At 29.6% G+C, this 24,400-nt stretch carries 21 protein-coding genes; 16 read left to right on the top strand and 5 right to left on the bottom strand.

The features are described from left to right. Positions 1 to 10 precede the first annotated feature (10 nt). The gene (locus DR024_RS01145; RefSeq protein WP_111918062.1) at positions 11 to 1,618 is read left to right on the top strand and encodes a Na/Pi cotransporter family protein; all 1,608 of its coding nucleotides are present in this window, start codon (positions 11 to 13) and stop codon (positions 1,616 to 1,618) included. 74 nt (positions 1,619 to 1,692) lie between these two features. Further along, positions 1,693 to 2,733 carry a nucleoid-associated protein gene (locus DR024_RS01150; protein ID WP_027097105.1) on the top strand — a complete coding sequence of 347 codons (1,041 nt, stop codon included), beginning with the start codon at positions 1,693 to 1,695 and terminating at the stop codon, positions 2,731 to 2,733. 59 nt (positions 2,734 to 2,792) lie between these two features. On the opposite strand, the gene DR024_RS01155 is transcribed toward DR024_RS01150, so the two are convergent. Beyond that, positions 2,793 to 3,833: an FAD:protein FMN transferase gene (locus DR024_RS01155; RefSeq protein WP_027097104.1), complete on the bottom strand. Its 1,041-nt coding sequence runs from the start codon at positions 3,831 to 3,833 to the stop codon at positions 2,793 to 2,795. Positions 3,834 to 3,937: 104 nt separating this feature from the next. Next, entirely contained in the window at positions 3,938 to 4,384 is a 447-nt protein-coding gene (locus DR024_RS01160; protein ID WP_027097103.1) for an FMN-binding protein, read from the bottom strand. A 356-nt stretch (positions 4,385 to 4,740) separates the two neighbouring features. Here DR024_RS01160 and DR024_RS01165 point away from each other — a divergent pair, with 356 nt between their 5' ends. From DR024_RS01165 to DR024_RS01180, 4 genes are all read left to right on the top strand, one after another. Then, the gene (locus DR024_RS01165) at positions 4,741 to 6,612 is read left to right on the top strand and encodes an FAD-dependent oxidoreductase (RefSeq protein ID WP_027097102.1); all 1,872 of its coding nucleotides are present in this window, start codon (positions 4,741 to 4,743) and stop codon (positions 6,610 to 6,612) included. A 128-nt stretch (positions 6,613 to 6,740) separates the two neighbouring features. Next, positions 6,741 to 7,139, top strand: a complete 399-nt coding sequence (locus tag DR024_RS01170) for a NusG domain II-containing protein (protein WP_207735469.1) — start codon at positions 6,741 to 6,743, stop codon at positions 7,137 to 7,139. Positions 7,140 to 7,151: 12 nt separating this feature from the next. After that, entirely contained in the window at positions 7,152 to 7,670 is a 519-nt protein-coding gene (locus tag DR024_RS01175; RefSeq protein WP_111918064.1) for a Gx transporter family protein, read from the top strand. Between the two features lie 11 nt (positions 7,671 to 7,681). Further along, positions 7,682 to 8,647, top strand: a complete 966-nt coding sequence (locus DR024_RS01180; protein ID WP_099313572.1) for a polyprenyl synthetase family protein — start codon at positions 7,682 to 7,684, stop codon at positions 8,645 to 8,647. Between the two features lie 8 nt (positions 8,648 to 8,655). Here the strand turns inward: DR024_RS01180 and DR024_RS01185 are convergent, their stop codons facing one another. Continuing rightward, positions 8,656 to 9,543, bottom strand: coding sequence for a LysR family transcriptional regulator (locus DR024_RS01185; RefSeq protein WP_027097098.1), 888 nt, complete (start codon positions 9,541 to 9,543; stop codon positions 8,656 to 8,658). Positions 9,544 to 9,671: 128 nt separating this feature from the next. On the opposite strand from DR024_RS01185, the gene DR024_RS01190 reads away from it, so the two are divergent. Further along, positions 9,672 to 10,811: an ABC transporter substrate-binding protein gene (locus DR024_RS01190; RefSeq protein ID WP_099313573.1), complete on the top strand. Its 1,140-nt coding sequence runs from the start codon at positions 9,672 to 9,674 to the stop codon at positions 10,809 to 10,811. On the opposite strand, the gene DR024_RS01195 is transcribed toward DR024_RS01190, so the two are convergent. After that, a complete protein-coding gene (locus tag DR024_RS01195) occupies positions 10,800 to 11,927 on the bottom strand; it encodes a glycosyltransferase family 4 protein (RefSeq protein WP_111918066.1) in 1,128 nt (375 codons plus the stop codon). The genes DR024_RS01190 and DR024_RS01195 overlap by 12 nt on opposite strands. A gap of 121 nt (positions 11,928 to 12,048) precedes the next feature. Between DR024_RS01195 and DR024_RS01200 the strand changes: the two genes are divergently transcribed. The 3 genes from DR024_RS01200 to DR024_RS01210 are packed head-to-tail and all read left to right on the top strand — an operon-like array spanning position 12,049 to position 14,862. After that, entirely contained in the window at positions 12,049 to 13,044 is a 996-nt protein-coding gene (locus DR024_RS01200) for a CotS family spore coat protein (protein WP_111918068.1), read from the top strand. Between the two features lie 41 nt (positions 13,045 to 13,085). Further along, the gene (locus DR024_RS01205; protein WP_051195883.1) at positions 13,086 to 13,790 is read left to right on the top strand and encodes a hypothetical protein; all 705 of its coding nucleotides are present in this window, start codon (positions 13,086 to 13,088) and stop codon (positions 13,788 to 13,790) included. Positions 13,791 to 13,806: 16 nt separating this feature from the next. Next, positions 13,807 to 14,862 carry a CotS family spore coat protein gene (locus DR024_RS01210; RefSeq protein WP_027097093.1) on the top strand — a complete coding sequence of 352 codons (1,056 nt, stop codon included), beginning with the start codon at positions 13,807 to 13,809 and terminating at the stop codon, positions 14,860 to 14,862. A 54-nt stretch (positions 14,863 to 14,916) separates the two neighbouring features. Here the strand turns inward: DR024_RS01210 and DR024_RS01215 are convergent, their stop codons facing one another. Continuing rightward, positions 14,917 to 16,047, bottom strand: coding sequence for a glycosyltransferase family 4 protein (locus tag DR024_RS01215; protein ID WP_027097092.1), 1,131 nt, complete (start codon positions 16,045 to 16,047; stop codon positions 14,917 to 14,919). A gap of 104 nt (positions 16,048 to 16,151) precedes the next feature. Here DR024_RS01215 and DR024_RS01220 point away from each other — a divergent pair, with 104 nt between their 5' ends. From DR024_RS01220 to cphA, 6 genes are all read left to right on the top strand, one after another. Then, on the top strand, positions 16,152 to 17,150 hold the full coding sequence (locus DR024_RS01220; protein WP_027097091.1) for a CotS family spore coat protein: 999 nt from the start codon (positions 16,152 to 16,154) through the stop codon (positions 17,148 to 17,150). 273 nt (positions 17,151 to 17,423) lie between these two features. Next, positions 17,424 to 18,287: a sporulation peptidase YabG gene (gene yabG, locus DR024_RS01225; RefSeq protein WP_027097090.1), complete on the top strand. Its 864-nt coding sequence runs from the start codon at positions 17,424 to 17,426 to the stop codon at positions 18,285 to 18,287. A 241-nt stretch (positions 18,288 to 18,528) separates the two neighbouring features. Next, a complete protein-coding gene (locus tag DR024_RS01230; RefSeq protein WP_027097089.1) occupies positions 18,529 to 18,765 on the top strand; it encodes a Veg family protein in 237 nt (78 codons plus the stop codon). A 379-nt stretch (positions 18,766 to 19,144) separates the two neighbouring features. Then, positions 19,145 to 20,707: a DUF3794 and LysM peptidoglycan-binding domain-containing protein gene (locus tag DR024_RS01235; protein WP_027097088.1), complete on the top strand. Its 1,563-nt coding sequence runs from the start codon at positions 19,145 to 19,147 to the stop codon at positions 20,705 to 20,707. A 185-nt stretch (positions 20,708 to 20,892) separates the two neighbouring features. Then, the gene (locus DR024_RS01240; RefSeq protein ID WP_027097087.1) at positions 20,893 to 21,738 is read left to right on the top strand and encodes a cyanophycinase; all 846 of its coding nucleotides are present in this window, start codon (positions 20,893 to 20,895) and stop codon (positions 21,736 to 21,738) included. Continuing rightward, complete coding sequence (gene cphA, locus DR024_RS01245; RefSeq protein WP_027097086.1) at positions 21,710 to 24,325, top strand: cyanophycin synthetase; 2,616 nt, start codon at positions 21,710 to 21,712, stop codon at positions 24,323 to 24,325. The genes DR024_RS01240 and cphA overlap by 29 nt, the downstream gene beginning before the upstream one ends. Positions 24,326 to 24,400: the final 75 nt, after the last annotated feature.

The following is a 24,400-nucleotide window of genomic DNA, read 5'->3' on the forward strand; positions in this document are numbered from 1 at the left end:
AGATATTATAGTGGACAAGTTCAATATGATCATTGAATTATTTGGAGGATTAGGTTTATTTCTATTTGGTATGAAACTGATGGGAGATGGCCTAGAGAATGCAGCAGGAAATAAGTTGAAAAATATTCTGGAAAAGGTTACTAGTAACAAGTTTATTGGAGTATTAGTTGGAGCAGTTGTAACTGCTGTAATACAAAGTTCAAGTGCAACAACTGTAATGGTTGTAAGTTTTGTTAACGCTGGATTAATGACTTTAAGCCAAGCAACAGGAGTAATAATGGGTGCATGTATAGGAACTACTATAACAGCACAAATGGTTTCTTTTAATTTAAATCAATTAGCACCTATTTTCGTAGGTATTGGTGCAATAGCTCTATTATCAGTAAAGAAAAAGAAATCTAAAGATTTAGCTTCTATTGTATTAGGGTTTGGTATTTTGTTCTTAGGGATGGGTATAATGTCTGGTGCTATGAAGCCATTAACACAATCAGATGCCTTTAAGAATGTTGTTGAAGTAATGGGAAGTAATAGATTCTTAGGCGTTCTAGCAGGACTTGGAATGACAGCTATAGTTCAAAGTTCATCAGCCACTACAGGTATGCTTATAGCTCTTGCAACAACAGGTTCTATAGATATACATGTAGCCTTACCTATCATATTAGGATGCAATATAGGAACATGTGTAACAGCATTATTGGCTTCAGCTAGTGCTAATAAAAAAGCAAAGAAAGCTGCAATAATACATTTATTATTTAAGGTGATAGGTGTAATAATAGTATTACCATTCTTAAATTATCTTGCTATTATAGTTGAGTATATAAATCCTACAGATGTAGCAAGACAAGTTGCTAATGCACATACTATATTCAATGTTTCTGTAACATTAATCCTATTGCCATTAAGTGAGTATCTTATAAAGATTGTAGATGCTATGATGCCGGAGAATGAAGAGGATGAAGTAGAAACAGATAGATCAATATATCTTGATAAAAATTTACTAGAAACTCCTATATTAGCTATTGGACAAGCTTATAAAGAGACAGTTAGAATGGGTGAGATAGCAAAGAAGAATATTGAAGAGGCAATGGATGCACTTTTAAATAGTAATGAAGAAAAAGTAAAAGAGGTTTATAGGAGAGAAAAGGTAATAAATAATTTAGAACAAGAAATAACAGACTATCTTGTATTATTGTCATCACATGAATTACCAGAGAAGGACAGTAAAATATTAAGTGCTACATTCCACGTTATTAATGATATAGAGAGAATTGGAGATCATGCTGAGAACATAGCTGATATGGCAATTGAAAAGATGAATAAAGAAATATATTTTGGAGAAGAAGCTACTGAAGAAGTGGTATCAATGTATAATAAGACACTAGAGGCATTAACTTTAGCTATAGAGAGTTATAAGAATGAAGATAGTGAGGGTGCAAAAAGTATTTCTGTTATAGAAGAAAGAATAGATAAGTATGAAAAGAAGCTTAGAAATAATAATATTAAGAGATTAAATGAAAAATCATGTAATGCTAATTCTAGTACAATGTTCTTAGATTTAATAAGTAATTTAGAAAGAATAGGAGATCATTCTAATAATATTGCTGAAGCAATTATGTAGTTAAGACTCTTTACCTTGTTAATATAAATTTTCATTGTTAAAATAATAATGGAATAATAATAGAGGTGAAGATAATGGATTACGTTAATGACATAAATATAAATGAAGCTGTTATTCATATATTAGATAACAATAGCATAGAGCCTATCTTAAACGAATATAAGTTAGAGATGGAAGAAGATACATATAAATTTATATATAAACATATAGAGAAATGTTTTAATGATGAAGAATTAAAATATGCTAAATTTAATGAAGAGAGAAATATTGTTAAAGAAATTGGTCAAGATTATCTTAATGGAGAGAATAATGATTTAATTACTCTTTCTAAAGAATTGTCTAGGCAGTTATTTTCTATAATGAAGGGAAATGTAAATATACCTTCTTGTGATTTAATTGTGGCATCTATAATAACAGACCAAGGCCCTATGATTGCTATATTAAAGATGGATTATGTAAAGAATTTTACTCATGAAATAGAATTTGTTGATGATAAGATTGGAATTGGTATAGTTCCACAAGCAGCAGGTTTACCTGGAAGTGGTCAGAAGATACAAAAAGCAGCATTTATAAAACCTATAAAAGAAGAAGATACATATAATTTAATGGTGCTAGATAAACAGAAGAAGAGCAAAGAAGAAGATGAATATGGGGCTAATTATTTTATAAACAGCTTCTTAGGTTGTACTATTGTAGCTAATGAAAGGGATATGACTAAAACATTTTTAAAAGCTGCAGAAACATGGACTAGAAAAAACTTTTCTGAAGATGCTGTTACTGCAGAAAAGGTAAGAACGACTGTAAAGGGAAAACTTAAGGAAGAGGATATAGTTAACATAGATGAACTATCTCATGAATTGTTTAAGGATGAGCCAAAAGCAAAAGAAGAGTTCTGCACTTTTGTAAAAGCTCAAGGATTAAATGATGATGTTCAAGTAGATAAAACATGGGTAGAAAAGAAACTAAAAAGAGTAAGGCTTAAGATAGATAAGGATATAGATCTTTACATAAATGAAGAAGTGTATCATGATAATAATAGATTTGAAATTCAACGTAATGGAGATGGAAGTATAAACATGATAATAAAACATGTTATGAATTATATAGAAAAATAGGTACAAGGTACAAAAAGCTCGCCGAATGGCGAGCTTTTTTCCTTACCTTTTTACCTTAATTAGTTCATTATCTCAAAATCATCATTTGTTAATTTAAATATTTCTTGAGAACCTTCTGTTAAGTAAATCTTATGGTCCTTTGTGATAAAGATTGCTTCTGTATCAGGTTGTGAGTTTATAAATTCCAATCCTTTAGTTATTCCCATAGAAAAAACTGAAGTAGAAAGGGCATCGCCATCTATAGATTTATCACTAATTATAGTAACTCCAGCTATTTCATTATCATAAGGATATCCGCTTTCTGGAGATAAGATATGATGATATTTCACTCCGTCTTGTTCTATGAAACGTTCATATATTCCAGAGGTAACTATTGACTTATCTTTTACATTTATGGATCCTACTATTTCTCCACGAGTTTGATCAGGGTTTTGAATTCCTATTCTCCATAGTGTATTTTCAGATTTTTCGCCTAATGCATAGATATTTCCTCCTAAGTCGATAATAGCTTTTTCTACGCCTTCATCTTTTAGGGTTTGAGCAATAACATCTGCAGTATATCCTTTTGCTATTCCCCCTAAATCTATAATCATACCAGGTTTTTTTAAAAATACAGTTTTTTCAGAATCATTAATTTCTACATCTTTATAGTTTATGTATTTAAGGGTTCCTTTTATTTCATCAAGTGTAGGGACTTTTGCTTCTGGTAGTCCTATACTCCATAGTTTAACTAGGGGACCAATAGTTATATCAAAGGAGCCATTGGTAAGACTAGAGTATTCTAAACCTTTTTTTATTATATTATAAGTATCATCACTTACTTTTACAGGTTTTATTCCAGAGTTATTATTAACTTCATCTAGCTCAGTACCATCCATATTTATACTAACAAGTTGTTCTATTTTTTTTACTTCTTCAAAAGCCTTATCTATTATTTTTTCACTTTTATTATCATATAGGGTAACTGTTACAACAGTTCCCATGAAATATTCAGTTTTAGAAAGTGGTTTTGAATCATCTTTACTATTAGTACATCCGATAAGAGAAAAAATAAGAAAAATTCCTATTAATAAGCTGATTACTTTATTTCTATTTTTCATAAGTTACCTCCTAAGATTTATTATATTTAGTATTCCCAAAGATAATATAATATGTAGAAAAAAAGACCTTAGGGAATCCCTAAAGTCTTTGAATATGGATTAAACTATTCCACTATAGCCTTTTCAGTATTTCCAGCTGTAGCATTTTCGATAGCTTTAGCAGCTAATTTCTTGAAATTATTGCTTGAGCTTGTAGCACCAGTGAAAGCATCAACTTCTGCAGATTGCTTTTCAACGATAGCTTTTTCTAATGCTGGGAAAGCTTCTTCAGGGTTTGTAACCTTTCCGAATTCTTTCATCTTCTTGTTGTATTCTGCATCAGATTGCTTTGAAGCTCCTTCAGTGCTTATTTCATCATAGTCAGCAGCAACAATCTTACCATCTTTAACTTCTAAAGTTAAAGTTGACTTGTATCCGTTTTTATCAGCTGCAGCAGCTTCAACTTCGTACTTACCATCTTTCATTCCTTCTTCTTTGCTTCCGCATCCTGCTAAAACAGCAACAGAAAGCATTGTAGCAGCAACTAAGCTTAAAATTCTCTTTTTGTTCATGAGTAAAATCCCCCTTAAAAAAATAACATTTTTATATTACGTTAAAATTATGACAAGTGAATGTCGAAAAAGTTTTCAAATTCGACATTACTAGTTAATTATACACAAAAAACAAACTAATGGGTATTAAAATAAGTTATGGTACATTAATAATTCTTATAACAAATTTGATTTAATTAAAGAAAAAGGTAGTAATATCAATGGGTTTAGGGAATTTGTATAAAAAAGTAAAAATATAAGAGGTATATGATACTAGTTTATTCTTATAGACATACCATATAGAAATCTATAGAATCAGATTTGTTGTTTTGGTTAAGTTTTATTTTTAACAAAAAATTTATATATGAGGTGAAATTATGTCAGATAAGAAAAACATCCTTATATTAGGTGCTGGATATGGTGGAGTCCATGTAGCTAAAAAATTAGCAAAAAAATATAAGAAGAATAATAATGTAGAAATTACATTAATTGATAAGAATCCATTCCATACATTAATGACTGAATTACATGAAGTAGCAGGAGGAAGAGTTCATCCTGAATCAGTTCAAATTGAATTAAGTAAAATATTTGCTAGAACAAAGGTTAATGTTGTTACTGATTTAATAGAAAAAGTTGATACTGATAATAAAACAGTAAAAACTACAAATGGTAACTATACTTATGACTATCTAGTAGTAGGTACAGGAAGTGAACCAGCATTCTTTGGTGTTCCAGGAGTAAAAGAAAATGGATTTACTTTATGGTCATTTGAAGATGCTATGAAAATTAGACATCACGTTCAAAAAATGTTCAAGCTTGCAGCTAAAGAAAGAAATGAAGCTAAGAGAAAAGAAATGCTTACATTTGTAGTGGCTGGTTCTGGTTTCACAGGAATAGAAATGGCTGGAGAACTTTTAGAGTGGAAGACTAGATTAGCTAAAGAACATAATGTTGACGAAAATGAAGTAAGACTAATGGTTGTTGAAGCTATGGGAACTATTCTTAACATGTTAGATAGAAAACAAGCTGATAAGGCTGAAAAGTACATGGTTAAGAAGGGAATGACTATTCTTAAGAATAGCCCAATAGTTGAAGTTGCTCCAAATAAAATAGTGTTAAAGAGTGGAGAAGAAATCGAAACTAACACATTAATTTGGACATGCGGTATTCAAGCAAATGAAGAAGTTAAAGAATATGGGTTAGAAACTGCAAGAGCTGGTAGATTAGCTACTAACGAATTTATGCAAGCAGTTAATAAAGAAGAAGTATTCGTAGTTGGTGACTTAAACTACTATGAAGAAGAAGAAGGAAAAGGAACGCCTCAAATAGTTGAAGCTGCAATTCAAACTGGTGATGTTATCGCTAAGAATATAATAGCTTTAATGGATAAGAAGAAGGATTTAACTAAGTTTAAATCAAACTACCATGGATTTATGGTATCAATAGGTGGTAAGTACTGTGTTGCTAACTTAGCTGGAATCAAGCTTGCTGGATTCTTTGCAATGATAATGAAGCATTTAGTTAACTTACACTACTTATGGGGTGTTAACAATGTTAATGCTTGTTATCACTACCTACAACATGAATTCTTCTCAATGGAAGATAACAGATGCATAATGAGAGGTCATTTATCATCTAAGTCAAATAGATTATGGTTAGTACCATTAAGATTATATATTGGTGTACTTTGGTTATTAGAAGGTCTTAAGAAATTTGTTGGTGAAGGAACATGGGAAAATCATGGAATAAAAGCTTTATTTAATGGAAACATGGTTGGTGGAGACAGCTGGTTAAAGGCTGGAAACATTAAAATGCCATTTGCTTGGTTACAAACTGCTGCTGATTCAGGTGCTTCTGCATCAGGAGAAGCAACAACTGAATTTGCAACTCCAATATTAGAAAAAATGCCTAAGTTCTATGAAGCAATAATGCAAATATTTATACCAAACCCAGAAATAGCTGTTTGGTTCCAAAGAATCGTTGTTATAACTGAAATTGGTATAGGTTTATGCTTAATCGCAGGATTATTCACATTCTTAGCTTCAGGAGCATCTGCATTTATGGTATGTAACTTTGTTCTTTCAGCTATGGCAGGATGGGATATACTATGGTTCTTCTTCGGTTCAATTGCTTTAATGGGCGGAGCTGGTAGAACATTTGGATTAGATTATTATGTTATGCCATGGATAAATAAGATTGCTGGTAACTGGTGGTTAGGTAAGAGAGTTCCAGTTTATAAACAAAAATAGTAATTTGACATAAATAAGGATAGGATGGTAGATAACCATCCTTACCTTATTTTATTTTTGAAGTTATAATAAGATAGACAAGCCTATGTTATATAAATAACATAAGGATATAAAGGTGAGGATATTTTATGTTTAAAGATAAGAATATTTTTAAAAAATGGGATATTATAATAATAATTCTATTATTATTAGGATCATTTACACCTGAAATAATTTTGGGTGCAAAAATGAAAAAAGATTATAATATTACATACGCTGAAATTACTATAGGTGGCAAGCTATATAAAAAGGTAGCACTTACGGGACATAAGGGAGAAGAAACTATAGAAGTAAACACTAAGTGGGGTAATAATTTGATACTTGTAAAAGATGAGCAGATAGCAGTAGTAGATGCAGATTGTTCAGATCAGGTATGTTTAGAGCCAGGATTTATATCAAAACCAGGCCAAAGCATAGTATGCTTACCTCACAGAGTAATGGTACAAGTTATCGGAGAAAATGACGATGATATAATACTTTCATATTAGGAGAAAAAACAAATGAAGAGAAGTAGAAAAATTGTATATATAGGTCTATTAGTATCTCAAGCACTTGTTTTACATATTTTTGAAAATATGATTCCAGTACCCTTTGTTACTCCAGGGGCAAAACTTGGACTAGCCAATCTTGTGACAGTTTTAGCTTTATATACTTTAAGCAAAAAAGAAGCATTGTTGGTGCTATTTTTAAGATTAACTTTAGGGTCTATCTTTGGTGGAAGTCTTTCAGCATTTATGTACAGTGCTGCAGGTGGAATTTTAAGCTTTTTATCTATGGTTTTTATAAAAGAAGTATTTAAGGACAAGATAAGTATAATAGGTGTTAGTGCATCTGGTGCTGTATTTCATAATATTGGACAAATTTTAGTAGCTTCTGCAATTGTACATAATATAGGTGTTACACTATATTTACCGGTATTATCTATAGTTGGTATATTAACTGGAATATTTATAGGAATTACATCAAATTATTTAGTTGAACATTTAAAAAAAATACCATATTTCAAACAAGTTACATGAGGTAAATAGATATGGATAAGATTTGGGATAACTATGTTGAAGTAAAAAGAGAATTAGAAGACATAGTTGCTTTAATGAAGAAAGAAACAAAATGCAAAGATAAAGTTATAGAAAATTCTATAAAAGATTTAATTGAATCAGGCGGCAAAATGGTTAGACCAGCCTTTGTTATAATTGGATCTCACTTTGGTAATAGAGATAAGGAAAGAGTAAAAGCTTTAGGTGCTGTATTAGAATTATTTCATATGGCAACCTTAGTTCATGATGATGTTATAGATGATGCTAAGTTAAGAAGAGGTAATGAAACAGTTCAATCAAGGTATGGAAAAGATTATGCAGTTTATATAGGAGATTACCTATTCTGTGTATGTTTTAAGATATTAGCTAGCAATGCATCTTTAGCAAGCATAAAAATGGATTCTAAGTCAATGTCTAGAATTTGTATGGGTGAAGTTAATCAACTTAATTCTAGATTTTCTACTAAGTTGTCAGTAAAGGATTATTTAAGTAGAATATCAGGTAAAACCGCAGAATTATTCTCATTGTCTCTATATTTAGGAGCAGCTGAAAGTGGTTGTGAAAAAAAACTTGCTAAAAGATTATGGAATATAGGACATAATATTGGAATGGCATTTCAAATTATTGATGATGTTTTAGATTATGTAGGTAATGATGAGAGTATTAAGAAGTCAGCAGCAAATGATTTAAAGCAAGGTATTTTTACCATACCATTTATTTATGCTTATAATAATGATAAAGATGCTTTTAAGAAATACTTAGAAGCTGATTCTATAACTAATAATGAAGTAAAAGAAATAATTGAATTGGTAAAGCAAAATAATGGAGTAAATAAAGCGATAGATTTAGCTCAAAAGTATACGGACAAAGCTTTTAAAGATATAGATAAGCTGCCTGAAAATGAATATAAAGAGGTGCTAAGAGCACTTGCAGAAAAATTAATACTTAGAAAATATTAAAAGGATTCTTAAGATTTTAAGAATCCTTTTATTGTTGATATTAATTTGTTGATAAACAATTTTTCTCTCTTATAAAGTTGCTCTTCAAAGTTTATATACATTGAAAGAGGAAATTCTAAGCCTTCGATGTCAATAATTTTATATCCTAAATCTTTGTATACAGAATTATATATCCCATATGGGATTGCGGATATAGCCTGTATATTCTTAATTCCTATTATAGCAGATTGATAGGAATCAGTTGAAAATAGAATATTTAATAATTGAATATCATAATCTAAGTTTTCTAGTTTTGATGCAAGCATATCTCTAAATTTTAAGTTATCATTAACCATTATAAAAGGAGTATTCATAAACTTGTTAATGGTTAAGTTATCACTTTTAAATGTAGAGTCAGCTACAAAAACTATTCTATCTGAGTATATTTCCTTTGAAACTATAGAATTTATATTATTGTAATTATTGTATGATATATTTATATCTGAAATATTATGTATTATATTATTAGAATTATCTTCAGAAGATGTGATTTTTATAATATGATTTGGGAATGATCTTTTTATCTTACTTATAGCAGAAGGTATTAATGTAGATGTTAAGATATTTATCCCGTCAATATTAATGTGACTTTCTTGTGAATTTGAACTTTCAACTTCATATAGCATTTTCTCATAGGTATTCAATATAACTTTGCAATGTTTGTATACAATTTCACCCTCAGTTGTTAAGGTTACACCTTTATTACTTCTAATAAATAATTTGGCGTTTAAACTATCCTCAAGCTTTAAGAGCTGTTGACTTAAGGCTGATTGTGATATATGAGAGGATTTCGCTACTGTTGAAATACTCTTTGCTTTTGCAACTTCATAAAAGAATCTTAAGTTTTCTATATGCATAAAGACTCTCCTATAATATTTATTTTTCTTTAGTGTGTTTACTTATTATAATAAAAGTATTAGATAATGTAAAGAACTATGATGTAGAATAAGTTTATAATATAATTTAATAAGGGAGGTAGGAGAGTATGAAAAAGGTTAGATATTTTATTATTATTATTTTTATAGTATTAAGCATTTTTTTATTAAATAATATAAGAAGTAGTAATAAAGAGGAAAATATAAAAGGGAATATAGTGATTTGGGCAAATGAAGACACATATGATTATTTATGCGAATATGCTAATTTATTTATGGAATCATATGATAAAACTAAGATTGAAATATCGTTAATATATAGTAGTAATTATAAAGATAAGATATTATCTTCCATAAATGATAATTCAACTCCCGATATAATCCAATTATCCACTAATGAGTCTAGAAGGTTAATAAAAGAGAATGATTTAAGAAAATATATTTCAGAAGAAAAAGGTATAGTAGATAATTACTCAAGTAACTTCTCAGTTGCAAGAATTAAAGAGGCCAATGATAAGGAAGGATTGGTGGGAGTACCGTTAACATCAAGACCTTTAGCATTATATTTAAGAGAAGATATGTTGGCACAGTATGGGTATACATATGAAGATATCAATACCTGGGATGATTTAAAAAGAGTTGGTAAAGATATTTTAGAGAAAACCTCTGGAGAGGTAAGAATACTTAATGGAGTAGGTCAAGATTATGAAGATATAATTTCACTACTTGTAATGCAAGCAATGGAAGGGAGTAATGATAAAGGAAAGATAGAAGAACTAGTTAAAACTAAATTAAGTGAAATAAGCAATATTATGAACACAAAGGTAGATGGTAAGTTTTTAGCTAGAATATCATCAATAAATTCTATGAGAGAACTAACAGCTTTAGATGTTCCATGTGAGTGGACTGTTAATAATGCACCAGCTAAATTAAATGGAAGTAATAAATTTTATGTAGCAGAGGGATATAACTTATTAGTATTAAATGAATCTGAAGAAAATAGTGCTCTTATTAAGAGGTTTTTGGAGTTTTTAGCTACAAATACAGAAGAATCTATTAAGTATGTTAAAGAAGGTAAGTTTTTTTCCAGTTATTTGTCTACTTATAAAAATAAATCAATAGAAGAGTCAATAAAGAATTTTAGTGGAAAGAGCCCTCTAGTTGTTATGAGCAACATATATGAGAAGGCTCCTGAAATAAATGATTATGAAGTATATTTAGAAGTAAAAAATAAAATTTTAGGTCAATGATTTAAATATATCTCTATAGGCATCTAAAGTAGCATTAGCAGTTTGTCTCCATGAAAATTGGAGACTTCTTTTATACCCTTTTTCAGAAAGCTCCTCTTTTTTAGAATCATCATTTAATAGTTTTAGTAAATTATAACTAAGCTCATCTTTGTTAAAGGGATCAATTAATATAGCTGCATCCTTAGTAACTTCAGGAATAGAAGTTAAATTTGAAGTTATTACAGGGGTTTTGCAGCTCATGGCTTCTAAAGGAGGTAATCCAAATCCTTCATACAAGGAAGGGTATATAAAAGCTTCAGCACCACTATATAATATTGGTAATATTGAATCGTCTAAATAGCCAGTAAATAAAATGTGCTCCTGTAGACCTTCCTCTAGAACTATATCCCTTAAAATATTACCCTCATCTCTTATTGCACCCCCTAATAAAAGCTTATGAGGTTTCTTCAGGTCCTTTATAATTTTACCAAAGGATAATATTAATTCCTTAACGTTTTTTCTGGCACTAAATCCACCTAGATAGAGAATATAGGGGTCATTTATTTTTAAGTTTTTACTTATATAATTTTTGCATACATCCTTAGGTATAGGTTTAAAGTTTTCATTAGTAGCTAATGGGGTTACGTAGATTTTATCAGGAGATATATTAGGGAAGAATCTTAAAATATCTCTCTTAGAGTACTCTGATACAGTTAGTATACCTTTAGCTGATTCTATTATATTTGGCATATCTTTTAAGAATCTATTTAAGTAACCTCTTCCAACAGTTTCTGGCATTGTATATGGAATTAAATCATGTATTGTTACTACAACATCTAAGTCCCAGTTAAAAGGGTAGCCTATGCCATTTTGTGGGATGTGGAATAGGTCTATATCTTCCTTTTTCATTAGGTTAGGGGTGAAGTATGTTTCGTAAAATCCACCATATCTTCCAGAGGTATAAAAGAGCTTTGTGTTATCTCTTATAAATTTAGCATTCTTTTTTCCAGTCCAAATTAAATTAAATGTATCTTTAGTATTATTATTTATCATATTTATAATCAAATTCTTTGTATAAGTACCTATACCAGATCCTGAGTATAAGTTTACTCCTCTAGAATCAATACCTATTTTCATAAGGTCACCTCTATAAATTTTTATAGTATAAAGTATTAAAAGGAAATTGATTTGGTGAATGAAATCACACAGAAAAGATACCATACATATAATAAATAGAATTAATCCTTAGGTGAAGTGCATGAATGAGGAAGAGATAAAAAGAATTATCACCCTTAACTATAATTTGGACATTAAATCTATAGAAAAAGTTAAAAACACCTATAAAGTAAATGCAAAGGAGGGGATGTATTGTGTAAAAGTAATAAAATATCAATTCCCTCATTTTTATTTTATTTTATCAGCTATACTTCATCTTCAGCAAAGGGGATTTGATAAAATCCCAACTATTTTAAAGACTAAGGGAGATGAATATTATATTGAACTTTTAGGAAGATTTGCTTATTTAACAGAGTGGATTCCATCTAGAGAAAGTAATTATGATAATCCCATTGAGCTTGATTTAGTGGCACAGAAATTAGGTGAGCTACATGAGTGTAGCAAAGGTTTTACTATAACAGATAGTATGAAACCTAGAATAGGGTGGTTTTCTTGGTTAAAGGTTTTTGATACTAGAAAAGATGAAATGTTAGATTTTAAACATCGCATTAGCCAAAAAGCCCATAAATCTGACTTCGACAAGATATACTTAGAAAATATAGAGAGTGAAGTAAACAGAGCGGAGCAGAGTGTAAGGGAGTTATCTAAATTAAATTACTATGAACTTATGGAAAAGGAAATGTTTAAAAGAGGATTTTGTCATCATGATTATGCTAATCATAATGTCCTTATAGATAATAAGGGAGAAATAAATATTATTGATTTTGATTACTGTATTTTAGATACTCATATACATGATTTATCATCACTATTAATTAGAGCCATGAAAAATGGAAAGTGGGATAAAAATAAAGCAGAAAGAATAATTAATAATTACTGTAAGACATCTGGTTTGATAAAAGAGGAACTTCCATTAATGAAAGAGTTTATTAGGTTTCCTCAAGGCTTTTGGCAACTAGGTATACAAATGTATTGGGAACAACAGCCGTGGGAAGAGAAATTCTTTATTGAAAGGCTTCAGAAGTATCTAAATGATAGAGAAGAGAGAGAACAGTTTGTTGAAAGTTTTTTTTCTTAAAGGAGGGGGTTAGTATTAAAGAATTAACTCTAAAAGATTATTTGTTAGAAAATGATATTGTAGTTACAGAAGAATACTTCAGAGGATATAGAGGTGTTACAGAAGAGGATATTTCTTGTCAATTTATTGTGATTCAAAGTGTTCATAAGGTATTAGCAGGATATTATTGTAGTGGCCTTACTAGAATTAATAGTAGTATTGGTAAAAGAGTAGAGAGTATAAAAGTAATGCAAAAAAGATTAAATAAAGATATAGCTTTAAGAGGGGATATAAAAGAGATAAATTGTATGGATTTATTTATTTTGGAGAATGGAGAAAAGTTATTAAATAGAGTAGGTAAAGCTATTGAAGATTTGAATCAAATTGATTATTTAGGAATTATAAAAAGAAGTATGAAAAAAAATGAAATTTGCTTAGGAAGAGTGGATGAAGGAAACCTTAGAATAGTTGAAACAATTGAAGTTGGAAGCTTAAAAGGGGCAACCTATAATCTTGTTGAAGAAGATATTTATAATTATCTAAAAAGGATAAAGAGAAGAAATAAAAAGAGAGATTTAGATAAATATATTGATGAATATATAAGGTTATCTCATCTAAATAAGCATAGTAAGGATTATATTTCTATATTACTATCAATTCCATATGATAGTTTAAAGCAATGGTATAGATATAAATATAATAAGAAAAATCTACTTCCAGAAGAGTACTTAAAAAATATTAAAGCATCAATGGAGTATGAAATATAAAATAAGAGGTGAGAGAATGATTAGAGTTAGATATCCTGAAAAGAAGTATCTATCCACATATGATTTAAGTTTGGACTTTTTTGATGAATTAGGTTTAGAGGTTTTGGATGTTACACCTTTAAGAAAGGTATTTATTCTTCATACTGATGAAGGCAAAAAGATATTAAAGAAGATGGATTTAAGTAAAGAAAGAATTGATTTTATTAATATATGTTTGAAAAATATATATAAAGAATTTCCTTATGTGATATCTTTTAGAACCTTTGAAGATGGTAATGTATATAAGAAGTGGAAAGGTGATTACTATTTAATTATGGATCTTATTGAAGGCAGAGAGGTTACATTTACTAATCCTATAGAATATGAGATGAGCGGTAGATTATTAGGGGAAATGCATTTAGCCTCACAAGCTGGGCTTGTAAAAATAGAAGAAGAGCTGAACTGTAATGCAAAAGAATTAATGGAGGAAAGTTTAGTTAAGAAATTTAGTGATAGTTTAGAGGATATAAAGTATATAAAAAAACTGGTTAAATCATATAGGTTTAAAAATGAATTTGATAAAGAATTTTTAAAGGTAGTAGATGATTATATAAAAGAGATTGAAAGAGCTGCAGAATTATTATCTTTTAGTGTTTATAGCTCTTATAGGGAAAATAGTAAAAATATAGTGGTATGTCATAATGATTTAGCTGAGCATAATTTCTTGATTAAAGATGATGATATGTATTTAATTGATTTTGATTATTGCTCGATAGATCTTAGAATTATGGATTTAACGGATTTAATTTTAAAGGGGATAAAGAATGCTGCTTTTGACGTAGATAAGGCGGTAAATATAATAGAAGCATATAACGAAGTATGTCCTTTAGAAAAAGAGGAGTATAAATTTATTTATATATTACTTTCTTATCCAAGAGATTTTTATTCTATAGTTAGAGATTATTATCATAAACAAAAAGATTGGGATGAAGAAGTATTTATAAGTAGATTAAATAATAAGCTTATGAATGAGGAATTTAGACATGAATTTCTAGTTAAATATAAAGAAAAATATAAAGAGTTATTTTATTAAATAATTAATTTAAAAAGGAAGACTTTTACGTCTTCCTTTTTATTAACTCGTTTTTTAACGATGTTCATTATTAATCATTGTCTTATAGGCGTTAGTAGTTAATTGGGCGGTCTTTTGCCATGAGAAATTCATACTTCTCAATAATCCTTTCTTAACCATGGTAAGCATTAAAAGACTATCATTTAATACTCTTTCAATTGCATAGCTTAAATCATCAATATTGTAAGGATTAATTAGTAGAGCAGAATCATAGCAAACTTCTGGAATAGAAGTTATATTTGAGGCTATAACAGGTGTTCCACATGCCATAGCTTCAAGTGGTGGAAGACCAAAACCTTCATAAAGAGAAGGATATACTAAAACTTCAGCACCATTATAAAATATTGGTAGGTCTTCTAATGGAATAAAATCAGTAAATATAACATCATTTGAAATTCCTAAATCATCAGCCCTTTTTTGATATTTAGGATAGGAAAAGCCTTTATTGCCTGTAATGACTAATTTAGAATTTTTTCTTTTAGCAGGTGGGATTAAAGAAAAAGCTTCTATTAATCCTATAATATTTTTACGAGGACTAAATCCACCAACATAAAGAACAAAATTATCTTCTATACCATATTTATCTTTTATTATTTTTTTGCATTTACATTTACTTAGTGGTTTATAAATATCCTCGGCAGCTAAAGGGGTGACGAATATTTTTTCTTCAGGAAAATTAAATTCTTTAGCAATATCCTTTTTAGAAAATTCAGACACAGTTATTATACCTTCACATTGCTTAAGCATGTTGGGTAATTCATTATTAAATATTTTTAGGTATCTGTCACTTACAGTTTCAGGCATTCTTAAAGGAATTATATCATGTAATGTGATGGCCTTTAGGCAATTTATATTTTCTGAAAGTCCAACACCATTTTGAGGAACATGATAAAGCTCCATACTATGATCATCTAGGATATTAGGAACGCTAACTTCATCCCAAAAGTTTTCCTGTAAATTTGCTTTTACTGGTTCAACACGAAAATTATCATTTAAATTTTTTAAAGAAGAACCATCTGGCAAAAAAATTAGATAATCATTATCTTTGTCTACATTATTTAAGCTGGAAATAAGTTGATGAGTATAGGTGCCTATACCAGTCCCCCTGTACCATTTTGCGGCCCTGCCGTCTATGCCAATCTTCATGATGTATCCTTTCATAGTACTCTCGCTCTATTATATTAAAATGAGTTAAGTTTTGTTAATAAAAGAAATAAAAGGTACATATAAATATAAAGGAGGTGAGGACTATGATGAGAGAATTTGAAATAGAAAGACAGTTTGACATTAAAATTGAGGTATTAAAAGCAAACAAAGGAGTCTACTATTTAAGGACTAACAAAGGAGAAAGGTGTTTAAAAAAGATTAACTACGGGCCTCAAAAATTACTATTTGTATATGGTGCGAAAGAACATCTTATTAAAAATGGTTTTAATATGGTTGATAGATACTTCTTGAATATAGAAGGAGAACCTTATGCACTAGTTAATGAAGACTTATATACACTTTCTGAGTGGTTAGAAGGTAGGGAGTGTGACTTTCATAATGTGGAGGAAGTAAAGCTTGCAGCTAAGACATTAGCCACTATGCATGAAGCTTCTAAGGGATATGATCCTCCTGAAAACTCAAAGTTAAAAAGTGATTTAGGTCGTTGGCCACATCTAATGGAAAAAAGAATTAAGTCACTAGATAAAATGAGGGATATGATAAGAAAGAAAAATAACAAGAGTGAGTTTGACCTATTATACTTAAAATCTATGGAGTTTTACAAGGAAATGGGTAAAAAGGCGTTTGATACCTTACAAGGTTCAGCCTATTATGATTTATGTTCAGTAACAGAAAAAGAAAAGAGTTTTTGCCATCATGATTTTACCTATCATAATATAATCTTAGATGATAATAATGACGTTCATGTTATTGATTTCGATTTTTGTAAGCGTGAAGTTAGAACCTTTGACATATCTAATTTTATGATTAAAGTACTTAAAAGGGTTGATTGGGATATTAATTTTGCAAAAGCAATAGTTGAATCCTATAACTCTGTATCACCATTATCAAAAGAAGAATATCAGGTTTTATATGCATATTTACAATTTCCTCAAAGATATTGGAGATTAGCAAATAGGTACTATTACAATGAAGTGAATTGGGGACAAGGTACCTTTACTAATAAACTTCAAAGTATAATAAATGAAAAAGAAAAATATTTGAAGTTATTAGATGACTTTAAATCTGAATATGAGTTGTAAAAAAAGATGACCAGAAGGTCGTCTTTTTTTACGTTTTGAAAATATAAAAAGTTGCGAGTAGAAAAACCTTATGAATAAAGAGAGTGAGTAGTGAAAATATGCTAAGATATTGACCAGTGTCCAATTACTTAGGATAAAAATATATAAATATATAAATATAAAAATATATGAATATTAGAAATTATGATTATTTATTTTTATAAGCTTTTGGACAAAGGAACAGTTTCTTGTTTGCTTTCATATAATAGTAACAACAATAAAAGTGAGGAAGCTATGGTTATAGGAGATACAGTAGTTAGAAAATCTTATGATAGGGATATTACTTTTAAGGTAATTGATATTAGAGAAGAGAATGGAGAGCCAGTATATATTCTTAAAGGCATTAGCATAAGAATAATTGCTGATTCAAAAGCAGAGGATTTAGAGACGGTAAATGAAGATTATGTTGGAACACAAGAAAAAATACTTAATAGTAGAGTTTCAAAAGCAATTAAGAATGCAGTAGCTCTTAGAGGGGATGTGTTAACTAGAATGAGTAAATCCCCAAAACTCATGACCAGTAAGGAATTAATGTTTGGTAGGCCGGGTAAGATACTTCATGTGGATGGAGATAGTGAGTATATGGAGACTTGCTTAAAGGTATATAAACAATTGTCTTTGGATGCTGTTGGTAAAGCAATTAGTGAGAGGCAGCAACCAGAAGTTATTGTAGATCTTGTAAAAGAAATTAAACCAGACATAGTAGTACTTACTGGTCATGATGGTGTTTTAAAAAATGCAGATAACTATTTAGATGTGGAGTGCTATAGAAATTCCAAGTATTATATTGAAGCAGTGAAGGCTTTAAGAAATTATAATGCAAGTTACGATGAATTAGTTATTTTTGCAGGTGCATGCCAAAGTTGTTATGAATGTATGTTAGATGCTGGAGCTAATTTTGCATCTAGTCCTAATAGAGTATTAATTCACTGTTTGGATCCTGTGTTTGTATGTGAAAAGATAGCCTATACAAGAATTGATCAAGTTGTTTCTATAACTGATGTTATTGAAAACACAATTACTGGTATAAAGGGGATTGGAGGTTTACAAACTAGGGGCAAGTATAGGGAAGGATATCCTAAATCTCCATATATATAAACTAAATATATTTTAAAGTAAATTTGAATCTAGTTTATTAGATAATATAAAAGTTATCTTTAATGTTATATCTTTTTTAATTGATGCATAAAAATAGTCTTCTTTTAGAATAATATAAAAGTAAGTAAAAAAAATTACAAAATATATTGACAAATAGTGTTTAGAAATGATAAAATATTAAATTTCTATTGACATAAAACTGGAAAAGATGTATACTAAAGTCAGGAAAGAGGGTGTTTGAATGGAAAAGATTAAAACTATTGCTACCATTAAAAAAGACATCGAAAGGCACTTAGGTGAGAAGGTTACATTAAAGGCTAACGGTGGACGCAAAAAGATTTTAGTTAATGATGGAGTATTAGAAAGCGTTTATCCTAGCATTTTTGTAATTAGATTAGAAAGTGACACCCAAAGGACAGTGACATATAGTTATTCAGATGTGTTAACTAAGACAGTTCAATTGGTATTTCCAAGTTAACTAATAAACTTCGATTTTTAAATCGGAGTTTTTTTCTTTTGTTAACATTTTTAGATTAACTATATAAGAAGAGCATATTTCCAAGTGCGGTATAGATATAAATATAAATAAAAAAAGAAAGATGGTGGGTTTCCATCTTTCAACTATGGTATAAAAGGGTATTGAGAATTTATGAGAGGTTATATGGTCAATAACCAAGATAATATTACGACAAATAAAACTAATTGTCAACATAATTTTAGTGAAAAATACGAAAAAAATTTAATAAATAGACAGAATTCGATTACATTTATAAAGTTAAACATAAATTTAAATTTAAGTCATAAATCTCCCGTGTGAATTATATAAATAATAGTAGGTATTTTATGGGAGGGATAAAATGTCAAAGATAGATGTTATAAAAGAAAATGTTCAATTTCAACAATTGATAAGAGAAAATGGCTCAACATCAATATTGAAAGATGAGTATTTAATTCCTGATACTCATCCAGATGTACAACAGATTCTATCAGTAGAAGCTAGACCTGTTATTAGTAATAAAGAGGTTTTAGGGGATAAAGTCATGGTGGAAGGTAAGGTAGAATATTCAGTGCTTTACATTCCAAGAGAAGATAATATGATGGTTAATTCTGTGAGCTATGCTGAGAAGTTTACTAATTACTTGGACCTTGATGAAGGAGAACATAAAGTTATTTGTGAAGTAGAATGCAAGGTAGAACATATTGATGCTAATATTATGAATGAAAGAAAGATAGCTATTGAAGGCGTTATTGACCTAGACTGGAAAGTTTATAAAAGTGTTGAATTTGATTTCGTAAAAGACATAGAAGGTACTGAAGGTGTAGAAGTATTAAAAAATACAGAATCGATCAACAGGTTAGTAAGTAGCAAAGAGGTTGACCTTATAGGAAAATCAGTTCTAAGAGTTGGCATGGATAAACCACAAGTTTCAAAAATCCTTAAATGTTCTATGACCCTTCATAAAAGAGAGGTTAAAGTTGCAGAAGATAAGGTTTATTTAGGATGTTACTGTAAGTTAAACATATTATATTTAGGTGCTGATTCTAAAGAAATAGTAAGCCTACAAGATGATGTGTACCTTTCAAAAGAAGAAGAAATGGTTGGTGTACTATCTAATATGTTACCATCAGCTATTTATGAAATAAAGAATACTGATATAGGTCTAGAAGAAGATGACCTAGGCGAAACTAGAATAATGAATATTGAATTTTTGGTAAAATGTAGCATTAAGGTATTCTCTGATGAAGTATTAGAAATAATTAAAGACGCTTACTCTCCAAAATTCCCATTAGAACTTAGAAAAGATAGCTATGAAATAGGAGTTATTCATGGGTCTCAAGCTACAGAGGCTATAATAAAGGATAATATTACAGTAAAGGAAGGTGATTATAAGCCTGAATTTATTGTGGGAGCAACAGGAAGTATAATAGTTACAGACAAAAAAGTTACAGATGATAAGGTTACAGTAGAAGGCGTAATTAAGGCTAATGTTATATATAAGACAACAGATGAAGAGGTTGGCTATTCACAAATAAGTGGTGATATACCATTTACTGTTGTATTAGATATTAATGGAGCTAAAGAAGGTATGAAAGCAATAGTTAATAGTAATCTAGAAGCTATTGATGCATCTATAGAAGCCAATACAGTTGCCGTTAAAGCTACAATATCTGTAGGGGCTAAACTTTCCTATGAAGTAAATAAAGAATTTATTTCTGATGTAATTGAATTAGATGAAGAACCTAAAAAGAAAAAGGCTAGTATTACTATATATGTTGTTACAAAGGGAGATACTTTGTGGTCATTAGCAAAAAAATATAATACAACTGTGGATGCTATAGTTAAGATGAATTCCATAGAAAATCCAGACAGTATTGAAATTGGAGATAAGTTAATAATACCTGGACGAGCAATTTTTTAATACTTAAAACTAGAGTCAAAAGGTAGGTTAAAGGCATATAGGCTTTTAATCTGCCTTTTTTATGTCTAAGAAAGTAGAATGTATATTTTAGAATGGTATAGATGAAATTTTTATTTTATATACATTTTTGAATAATTACTTAGAGCAATGGAAACAATAACAAATGCATGATTTGAGGTGATCTAATGAATAAAAAATTAAGTGGAAATTTAATTATTATCGGAGGAGCTGAAGATAAAGAGGGTAGAAAAGAAATATTAAAAAAAGTATGTGAATGTATTAAGAAGGAAGATGATGATTTAGTTATTGCAACAGTTGCAACAGAATATCCAGAAGAAGCAGCAGAAAAATATAGAAAAGCATTTGGAGAGTTGGGAATTTTAAACATAGATATATTAGATATAAGTAAGAGAGAAGATGCATTTAAGAATGAGAATGTAGCCATGATAAAAGATGCATCATTAATTTTTTTTACAGGAGGAGACCAGCTTAGAATAACTAGTCTTATTGGAGGATCTCCAGTTTATGATGCTCTTAAGGAAGTGTCAGATAACGGAATATATATAGTCGGGACTTCAGCAGGAGCTTCTGTTATGAGCGATACTATGATAATAGAGGGAAATGATGAAGAAGCACCAAGAAAGTGTACATTAAAGATGTCTCCAGGGCTAGGCTTAATAAATAATGTAATAATTGATCAACATTTTGCTCAAAGAGGTAGAGTAGGAAGATTATTATCAGGAGTTGCTCAGAATCCAGAAGTGTTGGGGATAGGAATAGATGAAAATACAGCAATTATTGTTAATAAGAATGGAAATGTGGAAGTTATAGGAGAAGGGGCAGTATATTTTATAGATGGAAGCCAAATATCGTATACAAATGTATCAGAGCAATATTCTGAAGAGGTATTAAGCATATACAATGTTAAGCTTCATGTTTTAAAAGAAGGAAATAAATTTGATCTTGTTAGAAAGGTACCTTTTGAGGAGGATTTAATTAACAATGAAGATAATAAGTCAGAGAGTATTTGAAGGGAAAAATATATACTCTCATAAAAAATGTATTAGATTAGATGTTGATTTATGTGGTTATTCTGAAATTCCAAGTAGGAATATAGATGGGTTTAATGAAGGATTATTAAAAATTATTCCAGAGCTATATGAACATAGATGCGGAATTGATGAAGAACATGGATTTGTTAAAAGATTAAAAGAAGGAACATATCTTGCTCATATTTGTGAGCATATAATAATAGCTATTCAAAATAAGTTAGGAATAGAAGTTGCATATGGTAAGTCTAGAGAAATAAAAGGGGACATTTACTATATTATATTTCAATATGAATATAGGAATACAGCAGTGGAAGTAGCTAGATTAGCTATTGATATAATAAATTCTCTAATAGATAAGGAAGCTATAAATTACGAAGCAAGGTTTAAATTATTAAAAGAGTTTATGGTTAAGGAGAGTGTAGGCCCTAGCACACAGTCTATTTTGGATGCAGCTAAGAGGTATGGAATACCTTTCTTTGAACTCGGAGATAGTGGACTCTATCAAATAGGGTATGGAAAACAAGGAAGAATTATTGAGGCAACAATAGGTGCTAATACTAGTTGTGTTGCATCTGATATAGCATCTGATAAACTTCTTACTAAGGAGCTTTTAAAGAGACAAAATGTTCCTGTTACAGAAGGAGATAAAGTATGTAACATAATAGGGGTATTGAAAGAGGGAGAAAGAATAGGATATCCACTTGCTATAAAACCTAGATTTGGGAGTAAAGGTAGAGGCGTAATAATTAATATAAGAAATGAGAATGATTTAGTAAGACATTATAATTTGTTAAAAAATGAATTTGATGATCTATTGATAGAAAAGTATATTGAAGGTAATGACTATAGAATTTGTGTTGTTGATTATAATGTAGTGGCAGTCTCATTAAGAGTACCTCCTTTTGTAGTTGGAGATGGAGTTAATAATATAAAAGAGTTAATTAGAAAGCTTAATGATGACCCTAATAGAGGGTATGACCATGAAAAACCTTTAACTAAGGTAAAGATAGATAATCAAATAATAAATGAGTTAAATAACCAAGAGGTTACTTTGTCATCTGTGCCTGAAAAAGGAAAGAGAATATTCTTAAGAGCAAATGCAAATCTATCAACTGGTGGTATGGCTATAGATTGTACAGATGATATATGTGAAGAAAATAAAGAAATATGTATACGTGCTGCTAAAGCTATAGGATTAGATATATGTGGAGTTGATATTAAAACTGATGATATATCTAAACCTTTGTATGGTAGAGGAGCAGTTATGGAAGTAAATTCAGCTCCTGGAATAAGAATGCACTTGTATCCTAGTGAAGGAAAACCAAGAGATATAGGTGAAGCTATATTAAATATGCAATATAATGGAGTACCTAGTAATATACCTGTTATATCTATAACAGGTACTAATGGAAAAACGACAACTACTAGGTTGATATCTCATGTATTGCAACAAATGGGACATAAGGTGGGAATGACATCAACTGAAGGGATATATGTTGATGGGAAATGTATAGATAAAGGTGATGATACAGGATATAACAGTACTAAAACAATACTTGAAAACAAGGATGTAGAAGTTGCTGTATTGGAGGTTGCTAGAGGAGGGCTTATAAGAAAAGGGTTAGCCTATGATGTAGCGGATGTGGCTGTTATAACTAATATTACAGAAGACCATTTAGGAATTGATGATGTAAATGACATTGAACAATTAGCCTTTGTAAAAGCATTAGTAGGTGAAGCTGTTAAAGAGGATGGATATGTTGTCATTAATGCGGATGATAAATGGAGTAAAAATATATTAAGTAGATTTAAATCTAAAAAGATTTTCTTTTCTAAAGATAGCGATAATCCACTAATTATAGAAAATATAAAATCAGGTGGAATAGCTATATATATTAAAGATAATACCCTTACAGTTATGAATAATAATAGAGAGTATAAGATTTTAAATGTTAATAATATTCCAATAACATTAAATGGTGTACTTGATTATAACCTAGAAAATGTCATGGCAGCATGTGCAGCGCTTATAGGATTAGAAATTGATTACTGCATGATTGCTAAAGGCTTTAAATCTTTTAAGCTGAATGACAGTTGTAATGCTGGGAGGTTTAATATATATGATATAGATGGAGTAAGAGTTATTCTAGACTATGGCCATAATATTGATGGTTATAAGAGAGTGCTAAAAGCTTTATCTAACATAGATATAAAAAATAATTTAATAGGTGTTATTGGTGTGCCTGGAGATAGAACTAATAAGATGATGAAGGATATAGGTAAGCTATGTGGTGAATCTATGGATAGGGTTATTATAAAAGAGGATAAGGACAGAAGGGGAAGAGAGATAAATGAAGTTGCTAAGCTGATTGAAGAAGGTGTTAATGAAAGCAACTGCAAAGATTGTAGAGTAATTTTGAATGAGGTTGAGGCTCTTAGAAAGGCATTGAGTTCCAGTATTATAGGAGATACTATTATAGTATTTTACGAGGAGTTAGAGCCACTTGTAGAATTAATTAAAGAATATAAACATGAAGAGGATAATTTGAATTTAGCAAATCTCTAAATAGGATTATAAGAAATGGATCATTTTCGATTTAGAAAATGTCCATTTTTTGGATTTATGTATAAAACTTTAATA

The organism is Clostridium paraputrificum (assembly GCF_900447045.1).
Taxonomy (GTDB): Bacteria; Bacillota; Clostridia; order Clostridiales; family Clostridiaceae; genus Clostridium; species Clostridium paraputrificum.